This is a genomic window from Oceanobacillus aidingensis, assembly GCF_042654105.1.
Classification (GTDB): domain Bacteria; phylum Bacillota; class Bacilli; order Bacillales; family Amphibacillaceae; genus Oceanobacillus; species Oceanobacillus oncorhynchi.
This window is the reverse complement of sequence record NZ_JBHSFT010000049.1, coordinates 292,034-315,287: the sequence shown is the minus strand read 5'-3', so window position 1 is coordinate 315,287 and position 23,254 is coordinate 292,034. Positions and strand designations below refer to the sequence as shown.

Genomic DNA, 23,254 nt, shown 5'->3' with positions numbered 1-23,254 from the left:
CTCACAATATGTTCTCTAAAAAGAACAAAAATAATTTCAGGCTTTATAGAAAGGAAGATATACTAGAGGTTATGTACATTCTCATCCGAAACAGAGAGTACAGACAAAAGCAAAAAGAGGGGTATTCTCTATACCCAGGGGAGGTACAAAGGATACCCCAGTTTATTCTAAAGATAAATTAAAACGATACAGATGTTTGATCCTTTATAGGTGCCAGTAACCGGTCTACATGCTTCCATTCCAGCTTATCTAATGCTGATGTCACTTTCTCTTCTTTAAAATTCCATTTAGAATCCTCTAAATCACAACTAATCGGAACATCACATTTAATTTCGGCAAGCGTCCGGGATAAATAGAGCATATCCATATCTGTCTGTAATTTATTTTGCACCCCTTTTGGAAGCTTTTCTATATTATTTACTAATTCATCAATGGTTCCGAATTCCTGTAATAATTTCAAGGCTGTTTTTTCTCCGATTCCTTTTACCCCTGGATAATTATCCGAGGAGTCTCCCATTAACCCTTTTAAATCTATAATTTGTGCTGGTGTAAGTGCTTTTTTCTCATAGAAGTTATCTTTATTAAAGACTTCATAGTTCCCCTGACCTTTCCGCATAATAATCACGCGGATATTCTCCTTGACTAATTGCAGCAAATCCTGATCTCCTGACAAAATAAACACATCATTTTCCGGATTATACATATTGGCAAGGGTTCCCATGCAATCATCTGCTTCAAAGTTTTCTAAACCGATATTAGGAATATCAAAGGATTCTACTACTTCTTTTACTAAATCAAACTGCGGAATCAGTTCCACCGGCGGTTCATCCCGATTGGCTTTATAGCCGTTATACATTTCTGTGCGGAAGGTTTTGCTCCCCATGTCCCAGCAGCAAACCACATGAGACGGTTCAAATGTATGAATGGCATCTGTTAAATAGCGTAAAAACTGATAAACTCCGTTTGTCGGAACTCCTTTTGAATTATACATAAAATTTCCGCGGAAAGAAGTGGCGAAGAAGCCCCTAAACAGGAGCGCCATGCCATCTACTAATAAAACTTTTTTTGTTGTCATACTTCATTTCCTTCCTCTCTGTATCCAGTCAGGATAACATCCATCTGTTGTTTCATTTCCATTAAATCATCCATATCCACCTCTACAAACAGACGGTCAATAAATTGCTGATAAAGGACATCCGCTTCATGTACAAGCGTTGTTTTTTCCTGTTCTATTCCTTTATCCCACTGCGCTTGGTAAGAAGACTGAATTAACCTTCCGCCTTCTTCTACAAATGCTTGGATGTCTGATTCAATAATTGTATAAAGCTGTTCTTTGATTTCTTCTTTTTGATTCTGAACAAAGAAGGTTTTCGTATCTTTAAACTTAGCAAATAATTTTTGCAGCTCATTCTGCTTGTTGATCGATAGTTTTATCGTTATATCCGGTGTGTCAAAAGCCGTCATATCCCACTCCGAAATGGAAAAAACCGGATCCAGTTTTTTCGCTTCTTCAATCATTTCTTGCTGATTGGTTTTTAACAAGCTTTTTAACAGCTGTTCTATCCGTAAAGAAATCGCTAATAATTCCTGATGCAATTCAGATTCCATGTACTGAACCAGCTGTTCAAATTGCTTTGTGAGCTGTTCCCGTCCTGTTTTTCCAGACTCTGTAATGGTTGTCGGGTTATAAATTTCTTTAAACAGGTCATGAAAACGGATGGTAAAACGTCCATTCAAAAAGTACGTTTGCTTTTCTAATTTCTGATGCCAGCGGTTTTCGGTCGAAGAGATATCCCGTTTTTCTACATGTTGAACAAGTTGCTGATACGCATTCTCTAATGTTTCTTTCCGTTTCTTTTTTGCAGATTGATCCAGTTTTAAGGATTGGATAAATTGGTCCAATGCCTCCCCGGAACGTTCAATATCGCTGATTGCAGCTCTTTTCGCAAGGGCAGTTAAATCATGGTGAATAAAGTCATAGAACCGTGTTTCAAAAGCCTCCATCTGTTCGTTCAAGGTCTTCTGGTCTGTTTTTTCTGCCAAAGAAAGCTTGCTGGAAACTGGATAAAGACGTGGAAAACGAATTCCCAATTGCGCTAATTGTTCTTTAACATAAGTGGTTACCAGATTTAATTCTGCCAAATTGCTGGCAAGGTCTGCGGCATTGACGATGAAGAACATTTTATCCAGCTCAAATACATCCTTTACACGTCCCAGCTGCATCAGAAAATCTTTATCTGCACGGGATAAAGCATGATTATAGTAGGTCACATATAAAATAGCATCTGCATGCTTGATATATTCAAAGGATACATTGGTATGTCTGGCGTTAATCGAATCTGCACCCGGTGTATCTACAAGCGTAATTCCCTGCCTTGTTACTTCACAATCATAAAAAAGATCCATCGATGCAATATAACACGCTTTTTCTTCATCTGTCACATATGACTCAAAATCATCGAAGGTTATTTTTATCGGAGTGCCAATTGCCGGTTTTGCCTCTTCATAACCTTCCAGCATCGCACGTAAATAAGCCTGATACATTTTTGGCAAACGCGCATCTGTCAGCACGTTCTCTGTTTTCAGCCATGTAATCAGCTCATCCAGAGAAGCTTCCGGCGGTTCACACTCTTTTGCCAGTGTTTGAATATCGTCGGCCAGCATTTCCTCGGATTTAAAGGTTACAATAACATCCCGGTGCTGATTTTCACTGGTAACCGGACGAATCCGATTGACCGCAGCGGTTGTCGGATTCGGGGAAACCGGCAAGACACGTTCCCCAAGAATGGCATTGGCAAAGGATGATTTTCCGGCACTGAAGGCACCAAATAAAGCAATCGTATAGGAACGCTCTGTCAGAGATATTTTTCGTTTCTTTAAATCCTGCTGGTAGCTTTCAAAGCCCGGCAATTGAATCAGCTGCAATACATGATCAATATCACGGACGACATCCTGAGCTGTATTATCATGCCATTCCTTCTCTAAGGCTTCTTGTTCCTCCTCAGGCTCATCTGCCGGTATTTCCTCATTAGATATTTCCAAAGCAGCTGTGCCCTGCTCTGGAATCACTTGGCGGGCTTGCAGCTCCTCCTTCATTTCCGTAATAATTTCTGCCGGCACTTCCGGGTGTTCTTCCGCCTCATCTAAATAGTTGAAATAAGCTGACTCTTCCTTTTCAAGCGCCTGATTAGCCTTTCGTTCTGATGCTTTCTTCTGCCATTCCTCCAATGCTTGTTTTAACTCATTTAATTTACTCTCATTTTTATTTTCAAGTTCTTTTTTCACTTCATTAGCCAGCTGTCTCATCTGTTTCTTAAAATATGATTTTAAACTGGCTGCAATTTCATTTGTATAATTTAAAACATAGTCGCCGTTTATCGTAGCACCTTTACGCAAATTATTTTCCAGCAGCTCATCACTTAATGTCCATTCCAGGAAAGAAACTCCTTTCTCCTGATAGGAAGAGTCGAGCTGGTTGCTTTCAATATACTCATACCACTTATCACGAAGCTTCCATTTTAATGTTGTCTCGACATTCTTTTCTAAAGCTTCCATGAAATTTTGTTTTCGTTCTAATTTAGCTTCTTTTGTTTTTTTGCTGCTAGTGAATAACCCGCCGACCTTAAAATCAGGCTGTACAGATTCTAAATATTCCTTCGCAAGCTCTCTTAAATCAGCTGGCATCAGATAAGCATTTTTCGCAGTCTGATCCACCTCCGTTAAAAAACCGGCTGCTATCTTTTCCGGCTGCTGCTCCAGATTTTCAATTTCGTTTGTTAAGCTTTCTATTTTCTGAGCCAATAATGCTTCATCAACGTCATCCAGGGATGCTTTCTGATTCGACATTTCCCGATGCACCTTTTCTTTATGGTCACGCACAATTTGTCGAATGCTTGCCTCCATCGTCATATACTCATGCTTCGATTGCAGCATATGAAACACTTTATCTTTCAGCTCTGACCACTCATTGTGCGGTGCTTCCGAATTTTTAAGAGATGTGTAGAAAATGGAAGAAGGGTGCAGATTCCATTGATCAAACGTTTGTTTAATTTTTTTATCAAATTCGACAAAAGGCAATTCTGCTTCATTATGCTTGTCTATCTGGTTGATAACAATCATAAATGGCAGTTCATTTTCCTGCATTGCCTGTAAAAATAATAGATTCACTTCGGATTGCACATGGTTATAATCCGTTACATAAATAAGATAATCCGATAAATGAAGTGAAGCTTCTGTCAGCATCCGGTCCACGTCATCTGCAGCATCGATTCCCGGCGTATCTAAAATAGCCGTATCCTGCGGCAAAATGTTATCCCCTGTGCTGATGTGCATTTTTTTTATATCATTTTTATTAGTCGCGAACTGCTTGATTTGCTCCAGGTTATACGGTTCGTGATATTCCACCACGTTTCCATTGTGATAAAACACATTGACAGCACCTTCTCCAGATGAGATTTTAACAACATTCGCACTGGTAGGAATCGGACTGTTCGCTAAAATTTCTTCCCCTAATAAATGGTTGATTAAAGAAGACTTCCCCGCAGAAAAATGACCTGTTAGGGTGATAATAAACTCTTGGTTAACGTATTTTTCCAAGATATCAAGCATCTTATCTGCATTTACCTGATCTCCCTTGTTTTTCATTTCATTATAGAGAAACGCAATTTGTTGTTCTGTTACCCTTTTTTCCATATACGTGATCACAAGCCTTTACCCCTTTTTCAACTTATTCATATCTACTTTTAACGTCTATGACGTTTCTTTCTGTCTTTACGAGGTGTGGTTTAAGTACTTTACATAACACCTTCATTATACGCAATATTTGTTTTGATTTCTAGGTGCTAATCAGATTCTGATAAAGTGAAACTGACAAGCCTTCTTTGTTTTTAAAACGGGTGTCTTACAAAAGCCCTTCTATGGGACGAGCAAACACAGTATGCAAACACAATAACATATAAATAACCCCCTGCAGGCAGGAGGTTATCAATCTATTACTTTATTATTTAACAGCATGTTATGATTATTTTATTTTCTAAAATAGCCTTTCCAAAGGGAGATACCGATGATAATAAGACAAAAGATAAATCCGTAAAGCCATACGGAAAGCATCGGATTAACAAACATCCATACTCACCCCCTCTTTAATTTGCCCGGACCTGATTTTTTTCTGTTTCCTTCTCTTGTGGTAAAGAAGGATTTTTCAATATTTTTGCCAGAATCGTAATCGTTGCTATACCAATAAAAGTAGCCGCAGCGCCTGCAGACATGGTACTTGGGATAATACCAGTAAAGTAAATAAAAAGGTAGGAAAACAAACCTGCTGCCATCGAGATTTCTGCCGCTCTCGCTGGAGCTTTTTTCTTACTGTAGATAGCATGTAATATCGGTCCCATCGTTCCTGCAGCAATGCCGGAAATCCCAATCCACATGACATCGCCCATATATGCGGGCGGCCGTAATACAATTAAAAAGGCGATCAGCCCCACCAGTGGAACAGCTAGACGGCTGATTTTGAGCGCAATTTTCTGCGCCTTCTCATTGCTTAGCTTGATAATTTTCTTTTTCACGAGGAATTTCAGGAAAATGTCGTTCGCGAACACCGTAGAAATGGAGACGAATATCCCGTCCGTCGTGGACATGGCTGCAGCAAGAATAACGATTCCAAAAAGAGCTACAAAGATTGCCGGAAAGGCCCAAACTACGTACTCCATCAATGCTAAATCAGCGGCTGCAACATTGTCCCCAAGCGCTGTTCTGCTGTATAACCCTCCAAAAAGAACAAGCAGACAAAAGGCTGCGGTAATAACATAGGTTAGAATCATTTTTCCCAGGTCTCTTTCATGCTTTAAGCCAAGCACTTTATTGAATAAATGAGGTGCAGAAGCAAAGGCCCACTGAATAATAATCGCGCCAGATATTGCTCCAAACGAATAGAAATGGAGCGAATCAGGGTTAAATACGCTTACTAAATTCCCATTCTGCACGCTGAGATTATCTGTAATGCCAGTGAAGGTTGCTGTAACACTTCCTTCCCAGAAAATAATAATTCCGGAAATAAATATAGCTAAGCCTGCAATTGCCATCATAACCGCTTGGACAGCATCTGTATAAATATCAGCAAATGCTCCTCCGGCATAAACATACAGAACAACAATGACTGCGATAAATATCAATCCGCTTGTATAAGACATTCCCAAAAGGTATTCAAAAATTCTTGCTCCTGCTACAAACTGAGCTGCTATATAAAAAATGTTAAAAAGTAAAATCAGCCCAGTTCCCACTCTTAAAATATCACTATTATAGAAGTCACCAAGCCAATCCGGCAGGGAAAGGGACTTTTGTTTTGTATTCAGCTTTCTTACTTTTTTAGCTACCATCAGCACTCCTATTGGCCCGCCGCCGATCATCGCCAAAAACAGCCAGAGGTTAGACAATCCCCAGTCATGAGTCCATCCCGGGTAACCCAGAAAAGTTGCTGCACTTAGATAAGTAGCAGCAAAGGACAGGCCCAGTACATAGGGTCCCAGACTTCCGCCGCCTGTAGCGAAATCACTGATGTTTTTCGTTTTTTTAGCACTTATGTAACCAAGGATCAGCATGACAGCTAGAAATATTGCAAAACCGATCCATGTATAAAGCATAATTGTACTCATCTCTGACCTCCTTGCACATACGAGTAAAACAGGAAATGTACTTCTCCGTTATCTCGGCTGAAAGCTGCCAAGCTTTCGCGCAGGATGATTATCGGGTAAATGGGGTGTTCCATTTCCAAACATATTTTCTCTAAGCGTCTTCCCTTCATATTCAGTCCGGTAAATGCCGCGTTTTTGCAATTCAGGAACAACTAAATCCACAAATTCCCGAAATGTATCCGGAGAATAGGTCTGCGCGATATTGAAACCATCCACGTCACCTTCAAATGCCCATTCTTCCATTCGATCTGCAATTTGTTCAGGTGTTCCGATAAATTTCACCGTACCATTGCCGAGTCCATGATTTTTAACAGCTTCCCGCAGTGTCCATTTCTTATTAGGATCTTTTGTATACATATCCAGATTTCCCTGTACTGCTTCTGTCTGTATATCTTCAATATACTGATCCGGATTATATTTTGAAAAATCGATTCCTGTATGTCCGGAAAGGAGAGACGCAGTTCCTTCGTAGCTGACGTGGTCTGTTAAATCTTCATACTTTGCCAGCGCTTCTTCTTCCGTTGACCCAATGATTGGCAAAATCATAGGAAAAACAAATATATCTTGCCGATTTCTGCCCTGTTCCTCTGTTCGTTTCCGAATATCTGCAACATAGGCCTTTAACGCATCCAAGGAATGATTTTTAGTAAAAACCGCCTCTGCATGTTTCGCTGCAAAATCTCTTCCTTTTGGTGAAGCTCCTGCTTGGAATAAAACAGGCGTACGCTGCGGAGAAGGTTCAACCAAATGCGGACCAGGTACATTGAAAAATTCACCTTCATGATTAATCAAACGAACCTTATCCGGCTGTGCAAATGTATCCTTTGTGCCATCATGAACAACAGCATTGTCATCCCAGCTGTGTTCCCAAAGTTTATAAACGACTTTGAGAAATTCATCTGCACGGTCATAGCGCTGTTCCTTAGGAAGACGGCTGGAAAGGCCAAGATTGACTGCCTCGCTTTCTAAATAAGAAGTCACCACATTCCAGGCAACTCTTCCATTCGTTAAATGATCCAGTGTAGATAGCTGCCTTGCGAGTGCGTATGGTTGTGCATATGTAGCAGAAATTGTTGGCGCAAAGCCGAGATTTTCAGTGACAGCCGCCATAGCAGAAATCGGAATCAATGGATCATGTGCCGGAAGCTGTACAGCATGCCGGACAGCTGCTTCATGACTATTTTCATATACACTGTAGGTTCCAAGCACATCAGCAATAAACATGGCATCAAATTTACCGCGTTCCAGGATTTTTGCTGTTTCTATCCAATATGACAGGTCATTATGTTTTGTCCCCTCGTCCTTTTCATGCTTCCATAATCCTGTCGAGTGAGGGGAAGGTGAATTTTGAATAAATCCATTCAGGTGAATTTGTTTTGTCATCGTTTCGATAAGCTCCTTTTCTCATAAATTTTCATCTTGACCGCTTCACCAAAATCTATAATTGACTATCTCTCATTTGATGCAGTCAGCCATTGATTTTGGTATCGGCCCTTACTTCTGAATTGCTGATTACTTAAGATTCATCGAAAGCATTTAAGGCATTCACACTATGTGCCACTGCGGACCCGGCTTTTAAAGCTGCTGCCACAAAAATCGCTTCTGATATTTCCTCTAGGCTGGATCCTGTTTTTTTGGCGTTTTTCGTATGCAGATCAATGCAATACGGGCAGCCTGTGGTATGTGCTGATGCCACCGCGATAAGCTCTTTCTCCTTTTCGGTCAATTTGCCTGCTTTGATAGATTTATGATCAAAAGCAGCAAATGCCTTGAATGTATCCGCATCAATGTCACCAAATTCGGTTAATCTATTAAAATAGGATGCTTTGTACAGCTCGTCTTTTTCCTCTTCATCAAACGCATTTAGCGCATTCACACCATGAGCAACCGCTGAACCAGCCTTTAGAGCTGTTGCAACAAAAATGGCCTCTGTTACTTCCTCTTTATCAGCGTTATTTTTTTTAGCATTCCCCACATGTAAATCAATGCAGTACGGGCACCCCGTAATGTGCGCTACGGCTACCGCAATTAATTCCTTTAATTTAACTGATAATTCACCCTCAGCTAATGCTTTATCGTTAAAAGCAAAAAAAGTTTGAAACGCTTCCGGTGCATATTCTTTTAATTCTGTTATCCGGTTAAAATAAGATTTTTGATATAAACTATCTGTTTTAGTCAATGAAATCTCTCCTCATACATTTAAAATTTTGGCTTGTCATACAGTGAAACTTCAATTAGTGAAGGTTTTTCGACGCACAACTCTTTATAATAGGACGGTTAATCGCAAAAGCTCTTCGATGGGACGAGTAATCGCAGTCCCAGTCCCAGTTTCAGCCCTAGGACATCGTGAACCTGGTCTGTTTCCTTTGCCCACTGATTTGTGCTGCGATAAAATCATACAAATTGTAAATCCATCTCGTTAATTTTCTTACAGCCACCATAATAATTAAACTTTACCTATCTAATTACTCGGTTTTAAGCCATGCTTGCCCCTTTGAAATTATTCCCTCCCTACCCTTGTTTAAAAATGAAAAAACCCCTTTTCCAGAAGAAGAGGGTTTCTTTACACACTGCCTCATCTCTCAAGTGAAAACTTGCTGGAATTAGCACCATTTTACTGCGTTTCCAGTAATGGTTGCTGCGGGATTATAGGACCAGTTCCTCCCCCGGCTCTTGATAAGGAATTACATTATTTAGTTTTTTAAGATTTCTTCATATGTTATCGAATTCTAAAAAATATGTCAAGTGGAAATTTTAATTTAATGAAGCGTTTCTTGATCAAAATCTATTGATAATATTAGCAGATATCTTTTTGCTGTAAGCGGCGACTGGTTGTTTTATCACATGTAATTATATTTTCCTGCTATAGAGTACGATGCTAAATCGATTGAGCAGCTTTTTTCATCGTGTCCTTAAAATTCATCATTTAGTTTACATAATACAATTATGGTGAATTAATGTTTTTTTGTTTTCAGTAAAAACGCTTAGACCACATTCTAGCCTAAGCGTTTCCATTATTTGTTTACACTGGGTAAACCCCATGTTTTCTCTCGGTAAATTGCTTTTTCTTATTCTGATAAATGGTGAAACGTCTTGTCAGCTCGCTCCGAAGATGATCTGGATCAATGATATCATCAATAATCATTTCGGAAGCTAAGCGGTAAATATCAATGTTCTCTTTATAGGCGGCCTGCTTTTCTGCGATATATGCCTCCCTTTCTTCTTCTGGAAGCTGAGCGATTTTATTTGCTTCTACTGCATTCACTGCTGCTTCCGGTCCCATAACAGCAATCTGTGCATTTGGAAAGGCTAAACAGCAATCCGGATCGAAAGCCGGCCCTGACATCGCGTATAGACCAGCTCCATAAGCCTTTCGGACAATAACAGAAATTTTAGGTACCGTTACCTCACTCATTGCAAACAGCATTTTGGCTCCATGGCGAATAATTCCCTGCTTCTCCACTCTTGTTCCAATCATAAATCCTGGTACATCCGTTAAGAACAGCAGCGGAATTTCAAACGCATCACATAATTGGATAAATTTTGTTGCTTTATCTGCTGAATCCGTAAAAAGAACGCCTCCTTTTACACGTGGCTGATTAGCAATGATTCCTATACTTTGACCGTTGATACGGGCCAGCCCAGTAATTAATTCTGGAGCAAACCGCTTTTTTATTTCACAAAAACTGCCTTCATCAATTGTACGGTCAATCAGTTCATACATATCAAAAGCAGCATTTTGATTTTCTGGAATAATTTCGCTGATTGGCTTATCAAAGCTTTTTGGTTCTACAGATGCTGCTTTTTTTGGCTTCTCACGAAAATTAGCAGGAAAATACGTTAAGTACTTCTGTGCAAATTGAATCGCTTCTTCTTCGGTATCTACTAAAACATCGCCTACTCCTGAGGTTGTACAGTGCATCTTTGCTCCGCCCATTTCCTCTAAAGAAACCTTTTCGCCAATGACCTTTTCAGCCATTCGCGGTGAACCTAAATACATCGATGCGTTCCCATCAACCATGACAACGATATCACAAAAGGCCGGAATATAGGCACCGCCGGCAGCGGATGGACCAAACAATAAGCAGATTTGCGGCACTCTTCCTGACAGCTTAATTTGATTATAGAAAATACGTCCCGCTCCTCTTCTTCCCGGGAACATATCTATTTGATCTGTAATTCGGGCACCGGCAGAGTCTACCAGATAAACCATGGGCACCTCCAGCCTCTCAGCCGTCTCTTGAATACGTAAAATTTTCTCCACCGTCCGCTGTCCCCAGCTTCCTGCTTTGACGGTCGAATCATTTGCCATCGCACAAACTGTCTGACCGTTTATTTTTCCTGTTACTGTAACCACGCCGTCTGCCGGCAGGTCTTCATCCATCGCATTGGCAAATAAACCATCCTCAAGTGTCTCATGAGAATCAAAAAGAAGCTGGATTCTTTCTCTAGCAAAAAGCTTGCCCTTTTCAGCATTGCTGTCGTGATACTTTTGTTTTCCTCCCTTTTTTATTTTTTCTATACGCTCCTTAAGTTCTTGATTCACAGGCATATAAGCATTCTCCTTTCCGGCTTTAACTTCCATGGTAATCAGGCTTTCTTTTCTCTTGAAATGCAAGCAATCCTTCTTTTCTGTCCTTTGTCGGTATTAGTTTTACATAAGCTGCATGTTCCAATTGAACCGCTTCATCTATCGAAAGATCCATTCCTTGATTAATCGCTTGTTTAGCCTGCTTCATAGCAATCGGTCCATTTTGGCTTATTTTCCGGGCAATACTTATTGCTTCGTCTTGTAAAAAAGAAGTGGCGACTGACCGCTCAATCAGTCCAATGGCTAATGCATCCTCTGCTGAAATTGTTTTGGCAGTATAAATAAGCAGTTTCGCCTGGCCGATTCCAATTAATCTTGGCAAACGCTGTGTCCCGCCGGCTCCGGGTATAATCGCCAGAGAGGTTTCCGTCAACCCCAGCTTTACATGATTGGCCGCAATGCGCAGGTCACAGGCTAAAGCGATTTCCAGTCCGCCTCCAAAGGCGACGCCATTAATAGCAGCAATTACAGGAACCTCTATTTTTTCTATGGAATCGGCAAGTCTGCTAATTTTCTGTACAGCAGCAACAACTTCCTCCTCATTCATTGCCTTTCGTTCTTTTAAATCTGCTCCGGCACAGAAAGCTTTTTCTCCGCTGGCTGTAATAATCACACAGCGTATAGCACGATCCGTACTGATTTTTTGAATACAATTCTCTAACTCTGTTAGTAACGCGAAAGATAATGCATTGGCTGCTTCCGGCCGATTTAATGTGATAACAGCGATATGATTATCCACTGTTTCTACGTTTACAAGTTGCATAGGCGTTCACTCCAAACTGATTTAGTCAACGATTGCAATCGTATCTCCTTCATTAACAAAATCTCCTTCTTGCACCTTCCATTCCTTCAAAATCCCTTTTCCCTCTGAAGCAATCGGAATTTCCATTTTCATTGACTCTAGAATAACGACATCCTGCCCTTCTTCCACAGCCTCTCCCTGTTGCACTGTAATCTTCCACACATTTCCTGCCATCGATGCTTTAATCTCCATCTTAATTCCCTCCTGTAGTTGGTTGATAATATTTATCTAAAAAGTTTGTTGGTGTATTTCCTTTTTTAAATGCCTCATAGGTGATAATTTCCTGAAGCATCGGTATATTGGTTTTTATCCCTTCTATTTTGAATCGACCAAGCGCTTTTTCCAGCTTATTCCTCGCTTCTGCCCGGTTTTCCCCAAAAACGATCAGTTTTGCAATCATTGGATCATAAAAAGGAGTTACCATATCTCCGGATGCAACAGCACATTCATTACGGACACCTTCTCCTTCAGGCAGTTCCAGTGCTGTGATTTTTCCGGGCGATGGAAAGAATCGAATGGGATCTTCTGCATAAACTCTTATTTCTATCGCATGCCCGTTTCGGGTGATTTCTTCCTGTGTAAAAGACAGTGCCTGCTGATTGGCAATACGAATCTGTTCTTTGACAATATCAATCCCTGTTATTTCTTCTGTGACGGGGTGCTCTACCTGAATACGTGTATTCATTTCCAAAAAATAAAATTGCTCCGATTCATCAACTAAAAATTCAATTGTTCCGGCATTGGTATAATCAATTGCCTCCGCAGCGATAACAGCTGTTTCTCCTAATTTCATGCGAAGTGCTTCAGAAATAGATGGCGATGGGGCTTCTTCTAAGACCTTTTGATTCCGGCGCTGAATAGAGCATTCTCTTTCAAATAAATGAACCGTATGCTGATGACAATCTGCTAAAACCTGTACTTCAATATGCCTGCTGTTTGTTATGTGTTTCTCTAAAAACATTGCTCCATCCCCAAAGAAAGACAAGGCCCGCTTGGAGTTATTTTCAAAAGCTTTTCGCAGTTCATCCGAAGTGTGAACAACCTCCATTCCGATACCTCCACCGCCTGCAGATGCTTTTAACATCACAGGGTAGCCAATTTGCTCAGCAAAAGTGACCGCTTCTTCCAGCGATTCCACCGCACGATCAGTACCGGGAATTACAGGCACCCCCGCTGCTATCATCGCTTTTCGAGCTTCAATTTTACTTCCCATCAGACTTAAAATAGCCGCTTCCGGTCCAATAAAAATAATTCCTTCTTCTTTACAGCGTTCAGCGAATGAAGGGCTTTCACTCAAGAAACCGTAGCCTGGATGAATTGCATCGGCATTTGTTTTTTTGGCCACTTCTATAATTTTATCTAATTGAAGATAGCTTTGCTGCACTTGTGAAGGACCGATAGGATAAGCTTCGTCAGCTTCTTGTTTAAATAAAGCATTCTCATCTGCTTCGGAATAGACAGCTACCGTCCTGATACCTGATTCTTTGCAGCTGCGAAGAATTCTTCTGGCTATCTCACCGCGATTAGCAATCAATACTTTTTGTATCATGATCTTCTCTCCTTCTCTAGCAGCCTAGCTGTCTTGCAATAACCAAGCGTTGGATTTCAGATGTCCCCTCTCCAATTTCCAATAACTTAGCATCCCTGAGCAGCCTTTCTACTTCATATTCACGCATATAACCATAACCGCCATGAATTTGAATCGCCTGATTTGCCGCACGAAATGCCATTTCCGTTGCGTACAATTTTGCGTATGCTGCCTCTTTGGAAAAGCTTCTATTCTGATCCTTTAACCAGGCTGCTTTATAAACCATATTACGAGCAAGCTCAATTTCCATCGCCATATCTGCTAATTTAAATTGGATCGCCTGAAAACTGGAAATGGATTTGCCAAATTGTTTACGATCCTTCGCGTACTGCAAGGAACGGTCTAAAGCCGCCTGACCAATACCGACAGCTAATGACGCAATAGAAATCCTTCCTCCATCTAATGTTTTTAAAAATTGCTGATGGCCTTGATGTTCTGTACCAAGTAAATTTTCTTTGGGAACACGGACATTATCCAAGATGACTTCTGCGGTATCTGACCCGCGCACGCCCATTTTGTCATAATCACTGCGGACAGTCAGCCCTTCAGCATCTGTCGGCACAATGATGGCAGATATTTTATTCTTGTTATTTGCATCCTTTTTCGTGACTGCCGTTACAATAATAAAATCTGCAAAACTGGCATTGGTAATAAAACATTTTTCTCCTTGAATAATATATTCGTCTCCGTCTAATTTAGCAGTAGTTTTTGTCCCCCCGGAATCAGACCCTGCATTCGGTTCTGTTAAACCAAAAGCTCCAAGAGAACGGCCTTCAGCAATTGGTTTTAAAAACCGCTGCTTTTGTTCTTCTGTTCCAAAATAATAAATCGGGCTGGCACCTAAAGAAACTGCAGCGGCATAACTTAAGCCCGTACTTCCGCATCGGCGGCCGATTTCCTCTACAGCGATGGCATAGGAAACGGTGTCACCGCCCGAGCCTCCATAGCTTTCAGGAAATGGAATCCCTAATAAACCAAGCTCTCCCATGTCTTGAAAAATATCTTCCGGGAAAGCTGCATTAACATCAATATCGATTGCTCTTGGACGGATGTTTTTTTCAGCAAAGTCAGAAACCATCCGCTGAATCATCTTTTGTTCCTTGGTTAAATCAAAATCCATTCTCGTACCCCCTTTTGACGAATTGAACACGCTTACATTATCATTTTATCAAAAGCTGGGAATTAGGCAAAGGAAAAGATAAAAATCTTTTTCTTGAGCAGCTGCTCTGACTTCTTTATTCAACTAAAATACAAAAATCTCCCTAACAATGTTTTGGCATTGTCAGGGAGTTAATATCATTTTTTTACGATTCTTCATCATTATTTTCAAATGGTTTTTCATACACTGTTTCTTTATATACTTCCATCACTTCACCGGTCTGATCGGCATCAATCATAAACGATCCGTTGCCATAACGATCGGAGGCGGATAACTCCAGCGGATATACCTTCTGTGTATCGCCATTTTTCGTTTTATAGCAAATCATTTCCTGATTATTTACCATAAAGAATCCTTGGATCCGATGCGGTTTTTTCTTTAATTCCTTCAGCATAAGCAATCCGCGCTTCGCCCGGCTTGCTTTTTCAAAGGATTTTAGCTTCATGCGTTTGCTGGCTCCGCGCTGCGTAATGATAAATAAATCTTTTGGTGCTTCCAGATCAAATACTTGTCCATTGACAACAAAATCATCCTCTTTTAAAGAGATCGATTTTACTCCGGCTGCTCTCTGCCCGACAATGGACACTTCTGCTTCTTCATACCATAGACCATAGCCTTTGTTGGTTGCGATAAATATATCTTTCCCGCCATCTGTACGGCTTACATGAACCAGTTCATCATCATTTTTCAGATTTAACGCAATTAACGCCTTACCACGTCGCTGCGCTTCATAAAGCTGAAATTCGCTGCGTTTGACCATGCCATTTCGAGTAAAGAACATTAGAAAGCCGTCTTCTTCTTTAAAATCACGTACAGGTATGACCTTAATAAAATGTTCTTCTTTTTCCAGCGGAACAATATGCGAAATATGCTGTCCCATATCTTTCCAGCGTATATCCGGAAGCTCGTGAACAGAACAAATAATATATCTTCCTTTGTTCGTAAATAACATGATATTATCCGTTGTATTGATTTCCAGGAGACTTATCGGATGATCATCGTCCTTCAGCGGTAAATCCTCACTATTGGAAGCTGCATAGGACCTTAGGCTGGTTCGTTTGACATAACCGTCTCTGGTTACGGAAACTAACACATCCTCACTTGCCACGGTCACCTCAATATTAATTTTCAGTTCTTCCACTTTTTCCTCGATATGGGTGCGGCGGTCATCTGCAAATTTTTTCTTGATTTGTCTTAAATCATTTTTAATGGTTTGCAATAATTTCTTTTCGCTTTCCAAAATAGCAGACAGCTTCTCCATTTGTTTTCTTAATTCGCTAGCTTCTTCCTCAAGCTGAACAATATCCGTATTTGTCAGCCGATAAAGCTGCAAAGTAACAATTGCTTCCGCCTGTGGTTCGGTAAAACCGTATTTAGCCATAATCTGGTTTTTTGCATCCGCCTTATCTTTTGATGCGCGGATGGTGGCAATCAACTCATCTAAAATCGAAATTGCTTTGATTAAGCCTTCGACAATATGTGCTCTCTTTTTCGCCTTATTTAAATCAAATCGGGTTTGATTCGTTACAACCTCGCGCTGATGACTGACATACGCATCTAGAAGCTGCGGCAGGGATAAGAGTGTCGGCGTTTTATCTTTGATAGCAACCATATTGAAATGGTATGTGATCTGCAGGTCTGTGTTTTTATATAAAAAGTTTAAAATACCCTCACTATTTGCATCCTTCTTTAACTCAACAACAATACGGAGGCCTGTCCGGTCTGTTTCATCGCGTACTTCCGCAATGCCCTCGACCTTCCTGTCAATACGGAGCTCGTCCATTTTCTTCACCATTGCTGCTTTGTTCACCTCAAAAGGTACCTCTGTCACAACGATTTGTTCACGGTTCCCTTTTAACGTTTCAATGGCTGCCTTTCCGCGAACGACAACCTTTCCTTTGCCGGTTTCATATGCTTTTTTGATTCCTTCGACCCCTTGAATAATGCCGCCGGTCGGAAAATCAGGTCCTTTCAGCACACGCATTAAATCATCTACACTTGATCCCGGTTTATCGATTCGCATAATCACTGCATCGATTACTTCTCCTAAATTATGAGGAGGAATGTCGGTTGCATAGCCTGCGGAGATTCCTGTAGAACCATTTACTAAGAGATTCGGAAATTTCGCCGGTAAAACAACCGGCTCATCGGTTGTTTCATCAAAGTTAGGAATGTATTCAACTGTCTCTTTGTCAATATCCCGAAGAAGCTCTGACGCAATCGGAGATAATCTTGCTTCTGTATAACGCATTGCTGCAGGGGGATCTCCATCAATACTGCCGTTATTCCCGTGCATTTCTATCAGTCTGTTACGTACCTTCCAGTTTTGGCTTAAGCGGACCATTGCTTCGTATACAGAAGAATCTCCATGTGGATGGTAATTACCGATTACGGTTCCAACCGTTTTAGCAGCTTTTCTAAAATTCTTGTCATGCGTATTTCTCTCTACATGCATGGCATAAAGAATACGCCGCTGTACAGGCTTCAAGCCGTCTCTGGCATCAGGCAGCGCACGATCTTGAATGATATATTTACTGTATCTTCCGAAGCGATCTCCGATAACTTCTTCTAAGGGGAGATCTAAATATTTCTCTGTTTGATCCAAATGGAATCACTCCTTACAATCCGAACTAATCTTCCTTATGAATATTTTCATTTTCTAAAATGGTTGCATCTTCTTCCAAACCAAATTTAACATGACCTTCAATCCATTTACGGCGGGGTTCTACTTTATCCCCCATTAACGTTGTTACTCTCCGTTCTGCACGCGCTATATCATCAATGGATACACGAATAAGGGTACGTGATTCCGGGTTCATCGTTGTTTCCCACAATTGATCCGCATTCATCTCCCCGAGACCTTTATAACGCTGAATATCATAGCCATTTTTTAATTCCTTCACTGCTTTTTGGAGTTCATTTTCATCCCAGGCATAACGTGTTTTTTCTTGTTTTCCCTTTCCTTTTGATACTTTAAACAGCGGCGGGAGAGCAATAAACACTTTTCCCGACTCCACTAAAGAACGCATATATCGATAGAAAAAGGTTAACAACAGCACTTGAATGTGCGCTCCATCGGTATCTGCATCGGTCATAATAATAATTTTATCATATTGGACGTCTTCCAAATTAAAATCTCCGCCGACTCCGGCACCTATCGTATGGATAATCGTTGAAATTTCTTCATTTTTAAAGACATCCTCCAGCTTAGCTTTCTCCGTATTGATAACCTTTCCCCGGAGCGGAAGCACAGCTTGGAATTTACGGTCGCGCCCTTGCTTTGCTGAACCGCCGGCAGAGTCTCCCTCTACAAGATAAAGTTCATTCTTTTTTGGGTTCTTTGATTGTGCCGGGGTCAGCTTTCCGCTAAGCAACGTATCTTTTCGTTTTCGTTTCTTTCCGGTACGTGCTTCCTCACGTGCTTTTCTGGCAGCTTCCCGTGCTTCTTTTGCACGGATAGATTTTTTAATCAGCAAAGAAGAAATCTCTGCATTTTCCTCTAAAAAGTATGTCAGATGTTCAGATACTACGCCATCAACGGCCGAACGGGCTTCTGTTGTTCCCAGCTTGCCTTTTGTCTGCCCTTCAAATTGCAGCTTATTCTCCGGAACACGGACGGACACAATCGCAGTTAATCCTTCCCGGATATCTGTCCCTTCCAAGTTCTTATCTTTTTCTTTTAATAACCCTGCTCTTCTTGCATAATCATTTATGGTACGGGTAATTGCTGTTCTGGCTCCAAATTCATGTGTACCGCCGTCCCTGGTCCGCACATGGTTTACAAAGGAAAGCATATTTTCAGCAAAGCCGTCATTGAACTGAAAGGCAAATTCAACTTCAATTTCCGATTGCTCCCCTTCAAATGAAACAACTGGCTGAAGCACGTCCTTCTCCTCATTAAGCCACTCTACGAAAGATTTTAGGCCTTCAGGATATTCATAAACCTGCCGCTCTCCATTGTGTTCATCCTTCAGTTCAATTTTTAGCCCTTTTAATAAGAAGGCAGACTCCCGTAAACGCTCGGAAATTGTTTCAAAATTAAATACCGTTGTCGAGAAGATAGATGGATCCGGCTTAAAATGAATGCAGGAACCTTTCTTTCTGGAAGGTCCTTTATCCTCTAAGGTCGTTGCCGGATGTCCTCCATTTTCAAAACGCTGCTCATATTTATGACCGTCGCGGTAAGTGGTTACTGTCAGCCATTCCGATAAGGCATTAACAACAGAAGCACCTACCCCGTGCAATCCTCCGCTTGTTTTATAGCTTCCTTGCCCAAACTTTCCGCCTGCATGTAGCACCGTAAATATAACCTCAGTAGTTGGTTTTCCGGTTGCATGCATTCCGATCGGCATACCGCGGCCGCTATCTTCCACAGAAATACTGTCATCTTTATGTATGGTTACCGTAATTTGATTGCCATGACCAGCCAGCGCTTCGTCAACAGCATTATCAACAATTTCATAAACAAGATGATGCAGCCCGCGAATGTCTGTACTTCCAATATACATCCCTGGGCGTTTTCGTACAGCATCCAGTCCTTCCAGCACCTGAATGGAGCTATCAGAGTATTGATATTCTTTCTCCACGAATCATCTTCTCCTTTCAATACTACCTCTATATACATCATAGAACATTCGTTCTTATTAAGCAAACAGAAAATTATCCTGCTTGTAACACGAACACGATGTTCCTGTATTAGCGTTCCTCATAAATGTTTATCCTCGATACGAGTCAGCGATTCAATCAGGACTTACATGATTAAAAGTATAAGGAGCTTCGGAAAAGCAGCTTGCACTTTCAAGAGGCCCTTTTAAAAAATGCCATGCTTTCTAATAAAGTGAAACTTCATTACAATCTTCTAACAGAAAAACAATTTTTGTTGATAAAAATCTGCAGGTTAGAATTAGAGGCAGCTATACTTATATTACGCTTCTTTCAACCCTTGTTCTATCTATATAACATGAAGCATCCTTTCGAGGAAAGTTTATAAACGCTTATCGGTGATAAATAAAACCTTGTTTATACACTATAGAGCAAAATTTGTTTCTCCGTCTAGTCTAAACATGCTCATTCCACATAAAGGGCAAACGCACTATATCCATATTTACATCATTAATATCTTATGGGAAAAATCGCAGAAAAGCAAGATAATCATTTATTTGCATAGAACCACAGCCAATTGTTGAACCCGTTTTTTAGCAATGAGAATATACGTAAAAGTTCTCCGGCAGGACAAGTAACTGCACCAATGCGGGGCAATTTAATGCCGTTTTTTGCTGCAATAACCGTTGCATGATCTCTGTGATAAGCGCATAGTCAGCAGAAGATGCTTTTCACCCGGGCAAGCTGCCGGCTGCATCCGCTGAAACAAAAAGACCGAGCCAGGCTTATCATGCCTGGCTCAGTCTTTAATTGTTTATACACTATTTTAATAAAACTGCGTGTAACACCTTAATGCAAAGGTCCATAACGACTTCAAAATCATGCTCTTTTAAATAATTATAAGCTTCTTCGTTCACAATTCCCTGCTGCGCCCAGAACATCTTACAATTCGTCTGTACAGCATCTTTCGCGACATCAGGCAGATGCTCCGGACGGCGGAAAACATTGATAATATCGATTGGTTCGTCTACCTCTGCCAGGGAGCTGTAGGCTTTTTCTCCAAGAACCTCATCAATGGTTGGATTGACAGGAATAATTTTATATCCTTCCTCCTGCATTCTATGAGCTATTTGATACGAGGTTCTCTCTGGATTAGCAGATAAGCCTACAACCGCAATCGTCTTCGCATTCTCCAGGATTTCTTTTATTCTTTCTTTACTTGGGTTTTCAATGGACATGGTAATTCCTCCTTTAGTTTGTGTTTAGAATCTCTTTTTCCACTTATTCAATAAAACCATTTTCCATCAGGTAATCCCTGGCAACATCTTCTGCAGCTGCATCCTCATAATCCACTTGATAATTCATTTCCTGCATTTCTTCATCCGTAATTTGTCCGCTCAGCTGATTTAATATGTCCTCAATCTCTGGATATTCCTCTAACGTATCTGCTCGCATTAACGGTGCACCCTGATACGGCGGAAATAGATTTTCAGAATCTCCCAAGGATACCAGCCCTAATTCTACCATATAGCTGTCTGTTCCATAGGCATCAATCACATCTACCTCACCGCCCGAAATGGCTCCCTGACGAAGGCCTGGATCCATTGTGTTTACCTCGTTGAAGTCCAGGTTATATACTTCCTGCATCCCGACATAGCCATCATAGCGGTCATTAAACTCGGATGTAAATCCGGCTGTTACCTGGTTTTCAATCGACTTCAAATCAGAGATATCCTCCAGATTGTTTTCTTCCGCAAATTCTTCTGTAACTGCTACTGTATACGTATTATTAAACAACATTGGCTCTAAAAGCTCCAAATTATATGCTTCTTTTATACCGTCTCTGGCTTGTGCATATACTTCCTCTGCTTCATTGGATTCCGCCTGTTCATCAAGCAGCGAAACGATAACCGTCCCTGTGAATTCCGGATAAATGTCAATGCTGCCCTGCTGGAGTGCGTTAAATACCATATCTGTTTTTCCAAGATTCGGTTCTATATCAACAGTGATATCACTTTCTTCCTCAATTAAAATTTTATAGAGATTCATAATAATTTCTGGTTCAGCTCCTAATTTCCCGGCTATCACAATTTCTCCCTTTTGGCTGCTTGGAATCATCAAGGGAATGGTGATGACAAGTACAACAATAACAAGCATCGCAATAAATGCCTGAATACCATATTTTTTAGACAGCTTTTCAAATAAACGCAGAATAAAATCAAGCATAACAGCTAATAAAGCTGCCGGTATCGCACCTAATAATACAAGCGGAATATCGCCGCCCCGGTCCAGACCGAGTAAAATGATATCTCCGAGTCCGCCAGCACCGATTAAAGCTGCGATAGTTGTAGTACCAACGATAAGAACCATGGAGGTGCGAATACCAGCCATAATAACCGGCATCGCAATTGGCAGATCTACTCGCATTAATTGCTTTTTTGTATTCATCCCCATGCCTCTGGCAGCTTCCCGTAAGGCAGGATCTACACCGTCTATCCCTGTGTATGTATTTCTTAGGATTGGCAGCAGCCCATAAAGGACTAGGGCAACGATAGCCGGCTGGATACCGATTCCTAAAAACGGGATCAAAAAAGCCAATACAGCAAGACTCGGAATTGTCTGTAGAACTGCGGATGTGCCAATGATAGGCTCGGCAATGCGTGGATATCTGGTCAGTATAATGCCGATTGGCACAGCGATTAAAATCGCAATTCCAAGTGATATCAAAGAAATTTGCAAATGCTCCCAAATCGCCTGAAGAAGCATATCCTGCCGATTCTGGAACACGTTTATAAATTCCTTCATAAAACGCTCGCCCCTTCCTTCTCCTGTTGATAGAAGTATTGAAGCAATTCATCTCTTGTAACAATTCCGATGGTTTTCTGATTGTCATCGACTACCGGAAAATCAATCTGATTTACTGATTGAATTATTGCGTATGCATCCTCTATTGTACTCGTTGCAGGAATTGTCATGACATTTTCCGGCTCCCGGTCATGAGCAGCTGGTACATCATTTTTCATAACTTTCTGAACAGATGTCAGCCAGGCTGATTTTCGATTTCCAATGAATTCCTCCACAAAATCATTTTTAGGGTGTTTCATTAATTGTTCAGGCGAACCGCATTGAACCACACTCCCTTCTTTCATTAAACAGATCCGGTCGCTCATTTTCAATGCCTCGTCCATATCATGGGTAACAAATACAATCGTTTTCTTGATGTCTTTTTGTAATTTATCGATATCCATTTGTAATTGCTCCCGGCTGATTGGATCGAGTGCGCTGAATGGTTCATCCATCAATACGATATCAGGGTCTGCAGCTAATGCCCGGATAACACCGATACGCTGCTGCTGTCCTCCCGAAAGCTCGCTTGGATATCTTTTTTTAAAAATTGATGGATCGAGCCCCACCATATCCAGTAATTCATCTGTTCGTTTCTCTTTTTCTCCTTTTTTCCATTTCAGGAGTTCTGGAACAACTTGTATATTCTCCTGAACAGTCATATGAGGAAATAAAGCAATCTGCTGCAGAACATATCCAATATTCCATCGTAATGCGTCAATGGAATAATCACTTACCGGTTTCTCGTTTATGTATATTGTTCCTGCAGAGGGATCAATCAGACGGTTGATCATTTTCATTGTTGTTGTCTTACCGCAGCCGCTGGGACCGATAAGTGTCATAAATTCCCCTTTTTCGACCGTCAGATTAAACTGGTCGACAGCGGTTGTCCCATCAGGGTATGTTTTTGTAATATCTTTAAATGTAATCATAAGAATAACCTCCTTCATAAAAAGATTCCCGCTTGTGACTATTT

The 23,254-nt window shown here is 40.9% G+C and carries 15 protein-coding genes and 1 riboswitch; all 15 genes read right to left on the bottom strand.

The window, feature by feature from the left end; genetic code table 11:
• Positions 1 to 178: 178 nt before the first annotated feature.
• A complete protein-coding gene (locus ACFO3P_RS20915; protein ID WP_193062069.1) occupies positions 179 to 1,075 on the bottom strand; it encodes a 5'-3' exonuclease in 897 nt (298 codons plus the stop codon).
• On the bottom strand, positions 1,072 to 4,704 hold the full coding sequence (locus ACFO3P_RS20910) for a dynamin family protein (RefSeq protein WP_256706228.1): 3,633 nt from the start codon (positions 4,702 to 4,704) through the stop codon (positions 1,072 to 1,074). Before ACFO3P_RS20910 ends, ACFO3P_RS20915 begins: the two co-directional genes overlap by 4 nt.
• Positions 4,705 to 5,141: 437 nt before the next feature.
• Positions 5,142 to 6,653 (bottom strand): sodium:solute symporter family protein, encoded by a 1,512-nt coding sequence (locus tag ACFO3P_RS20905; protein WP_256706227.1) that lies wholly within the window; start codon positions 6,651 to 6,653, stop codon positions 5,142 to 5,144.
• Between the two features lie 48 nt (positions 6,654 to 6,701).
• Positions 6,702 to 8,075 carry an LLM class flavin-dependent oxidoreductase gene (locus ACFO3P_RS20900; RefSeq protein WP_193062068.1) on the bottom strand — a complete coding sequence of 458 codons (1,374 nt, stop codon included), beginning with the start codon at positions 8,073 to 8,075 and terminating at the stop codon, positions 6,702 to 6,704.
• 133 nt (positions 8,076 to 8,208) lie between these two features.
• Positions 8,209 to 8,877: a carboxymuconolactone decarboxylase family protein gene (locus tag ACFO3P_RS20895; RefSeq protein ID WP_139089122.1), complete on the bottom strand. Its 669-nt coding sequence runs from the start codon at positions 8,875 to 8,877 to the stop codon at positions 8,209 to 8,211.
• 387 nt (positions 8,878 to 9,264) lie between these two features.
• Positions 9,265 to 9,375, bottom strand: a riboswitch (SAM riboswitch).
• 339 nt (positions 9,376 to 9,714) lie between these two features.
• Complete coding sequence (locus ACFO3P_RS20890; RefSeq protein ID WP_193062067.1) at positions 9,715 to 11,244, bottom strand: acyl-CoA carboxylase subunit beta; 1,530 nt, start codon at positions 11,242 to 11,244, stop codon at positions 9,715 to 9,717.
• Positions 11,245 to 11,266: 22 nt separating this feature from the next.
• On the bottom strand, positions 11,267 to 12,046 hold the full coding sequence (locus tag ACFO3P_RS20885; RefSeq protein ID WP_042533823.1) for an enoyl-CoA hydratase: 780 nt from the start codon (positions 12,044 to 12,046) through the stop codon (positions 11,267 to 11,269).
• A 21-nt stretch (positions 12,047 to 12,067) separates the two neighbouring features.
• A complete protein-coding gene (locus tag ACFO3P_RS20880; protein ID WP_042533822.1) occupies positions 12,068 to 12,277 on the bottom strand; it encodes an acetyl-CoA carboxylase biotin carboxyl carrier protein subunit in 210 nt (69 codons plus the stop codon).
• A gap of 1 nt (position 12,278) precedes the next feature.
• The gene (locus tag ACFO3P_RS20875; protein WP_042533820.1) at positions 12,279 to 13,634 is read right to left on the bottom strand and encodes an acetyl-CoA carboxylase biotin carboxylase subunit; all 1,356 of its coding nucleotides are present in this window, start codon (positions 13,632 to 13,634) and stop codon (positions 12,279 to 12,281) included.
• 16 nt (positions 13,635 to 13,650) lie between these two features.
• Complete coding sequence (locus tag ACFO3P_RS20870; RefSeq protein WP_193062066.1) at positions 13,651 to 14,793, bottom strand: acyl-CoA dehydrogenase family protein; 1,143 nt, start codon at positions 14,791 to 14,793, stop codon at positions 13,651 to 13,653.
• Positions 14,794 to 14,977: 184 nt separating this feature from the next.
• Complete coding sequence (gene parC, locus ACFO3P_RS20865) at positions 14,978 to 17,437, bottom strand: DNA topoisomerase IV subunit A (protein ID WP_042533816.1); 2,460 nt, start codon at positions 17,435 to 17,437, stop codon at positions 14,978 to 14,980.
• Between the two features lie 25 nt (positions 17,438 to 17,462).
• Entirely contained in the window at positions 17,463 to 19,418 is a 1,956-nt protein-coding gene (gene parE / locus ACFO3P_RS20860) for a DNA topoisomerase IV subunit B (protein WP_193062065.1), read from the bottom strand.
• An 837-nt stretch (positions 19,419 to 20,255) separates the two neighbouring features.
• Positions 20,256 to 20,672: a CoA-binding protein gene (locus ACFO3P_RS20855; protein ID WP_084612960.1), complete on the bottom strand. Its 417-nt coding sequence runs from the start codon at positions 20,670 to 20,672 to the stop codon at positions 20,256 to 20,258.
• A 43-nt stretch (positions 20,673 to 20,715) separates the two neighbouring features.
• Positions 20,716 to 22,239: an ABC transporter permease/substrate-binding protein gene (locus ACFO3P_RS20850; protein ID WP_193062064.1), complete on the bottom strand. Its 1,524-nt coding sequence runs from the start codon at positions 22,237 to 22,239 to the stop codon at positions 20,716 to 20,718.
• Entirely contained in the window at positions 22,236 to 23,210 is a 975-nt protein-coding gene (locus ACFO3P_RS20845; RefSeq protein WP_042533810.1) for an ABC transporter ATP-binding protein, read from the bottom strand. Before ACFO3P_RS20845 ends, ACFO3P_RS20850 begins: the two co-directional genes overlap by 4 nt.
• Positions 23,211 to 23,254: the final 44 nt, after the last annotated feature.

Bases quoted from the DNA above. Each gene is read 5' to 3' on its own strand.
- ACFO3P_RS20915 (WP_193062069.1), bottom strand. From the start codon at position 1,075: ATGACAACAAAAAAAGTTTTATTAGTAGATGGCATGGCGCTCCTGTTT.
- ACFO3P_RS20905 (WP_256706227.1), bottom strand. From the start codon at position 6,653: ATGAGTACAATTATGCTTTATACATGGATCGGTTTTGCAATATTTCTA.
- ACFO3P_RS20900 (WP_193062068.1), bottom strand. From the start codon at position 8,075: ATGACAAAACAAATTCACCTGAATGGATTTATTCAAAATTCACCTTCC.
- ACFO3P_RS20890 (WP_193062067.1), bottom strand. From the start codon at position 11,244: ATGCCTGTGAATCAAGAACTTAAGGAGCGTATAGAAAAAATAAAAAAG.
- ACFO3P_RS20885 (WP_042533823.1), bottom strand. From the start codon at position 12,046: ATGCAACTTGTAAACGTAGAAACAGTGGATAATCATATCGCTGTTATC.
- ACFO3P_RS20880 (WP_042533822.1), bottom strand. From the start codon at position 12,277: ATGGAGATTAAAGCATCGATGGCAGGAAATGTGTGGAAGATTACAGTG.
- ACFO3P_RS20875 (WP_042533820.1), bottom strand. From the start codon at position 13,634: ATGATACAAAAAGTATTGATTGCTAATCGCGGTGAGATAGCCAGAAGA.
- ACFO3P_RS20870 (WP_193062066.1), bottom strand. From the start codon at position 14,793: ATGGATTTTGATTTAACCAAGGAACAAAAGATGATTCAGCGGATGGTT.
- ACFO3P_RS20855 (WP_084612960.1), bottom strand. From the start codon at position 20,672: ATGTCCATTGAAAACCCAAGTAAAGAAAGAATAAAAGAAATCCTGGAG.
- ACFO3P_RS20850 (WP_193062064.1), bottom strand. From the start codon at position 22,239: ATGAAGGAATTTATAAACGTGTTCCAGAATCGGCAGGATATGCTTCTT.
- ACFO3P_RS20845 (WP_042533810.1), bottom strand. From the start codon at position 23,210: ATGATTACATTTAAAGATATTACAAAAACATACCCTGATGGGACAACC.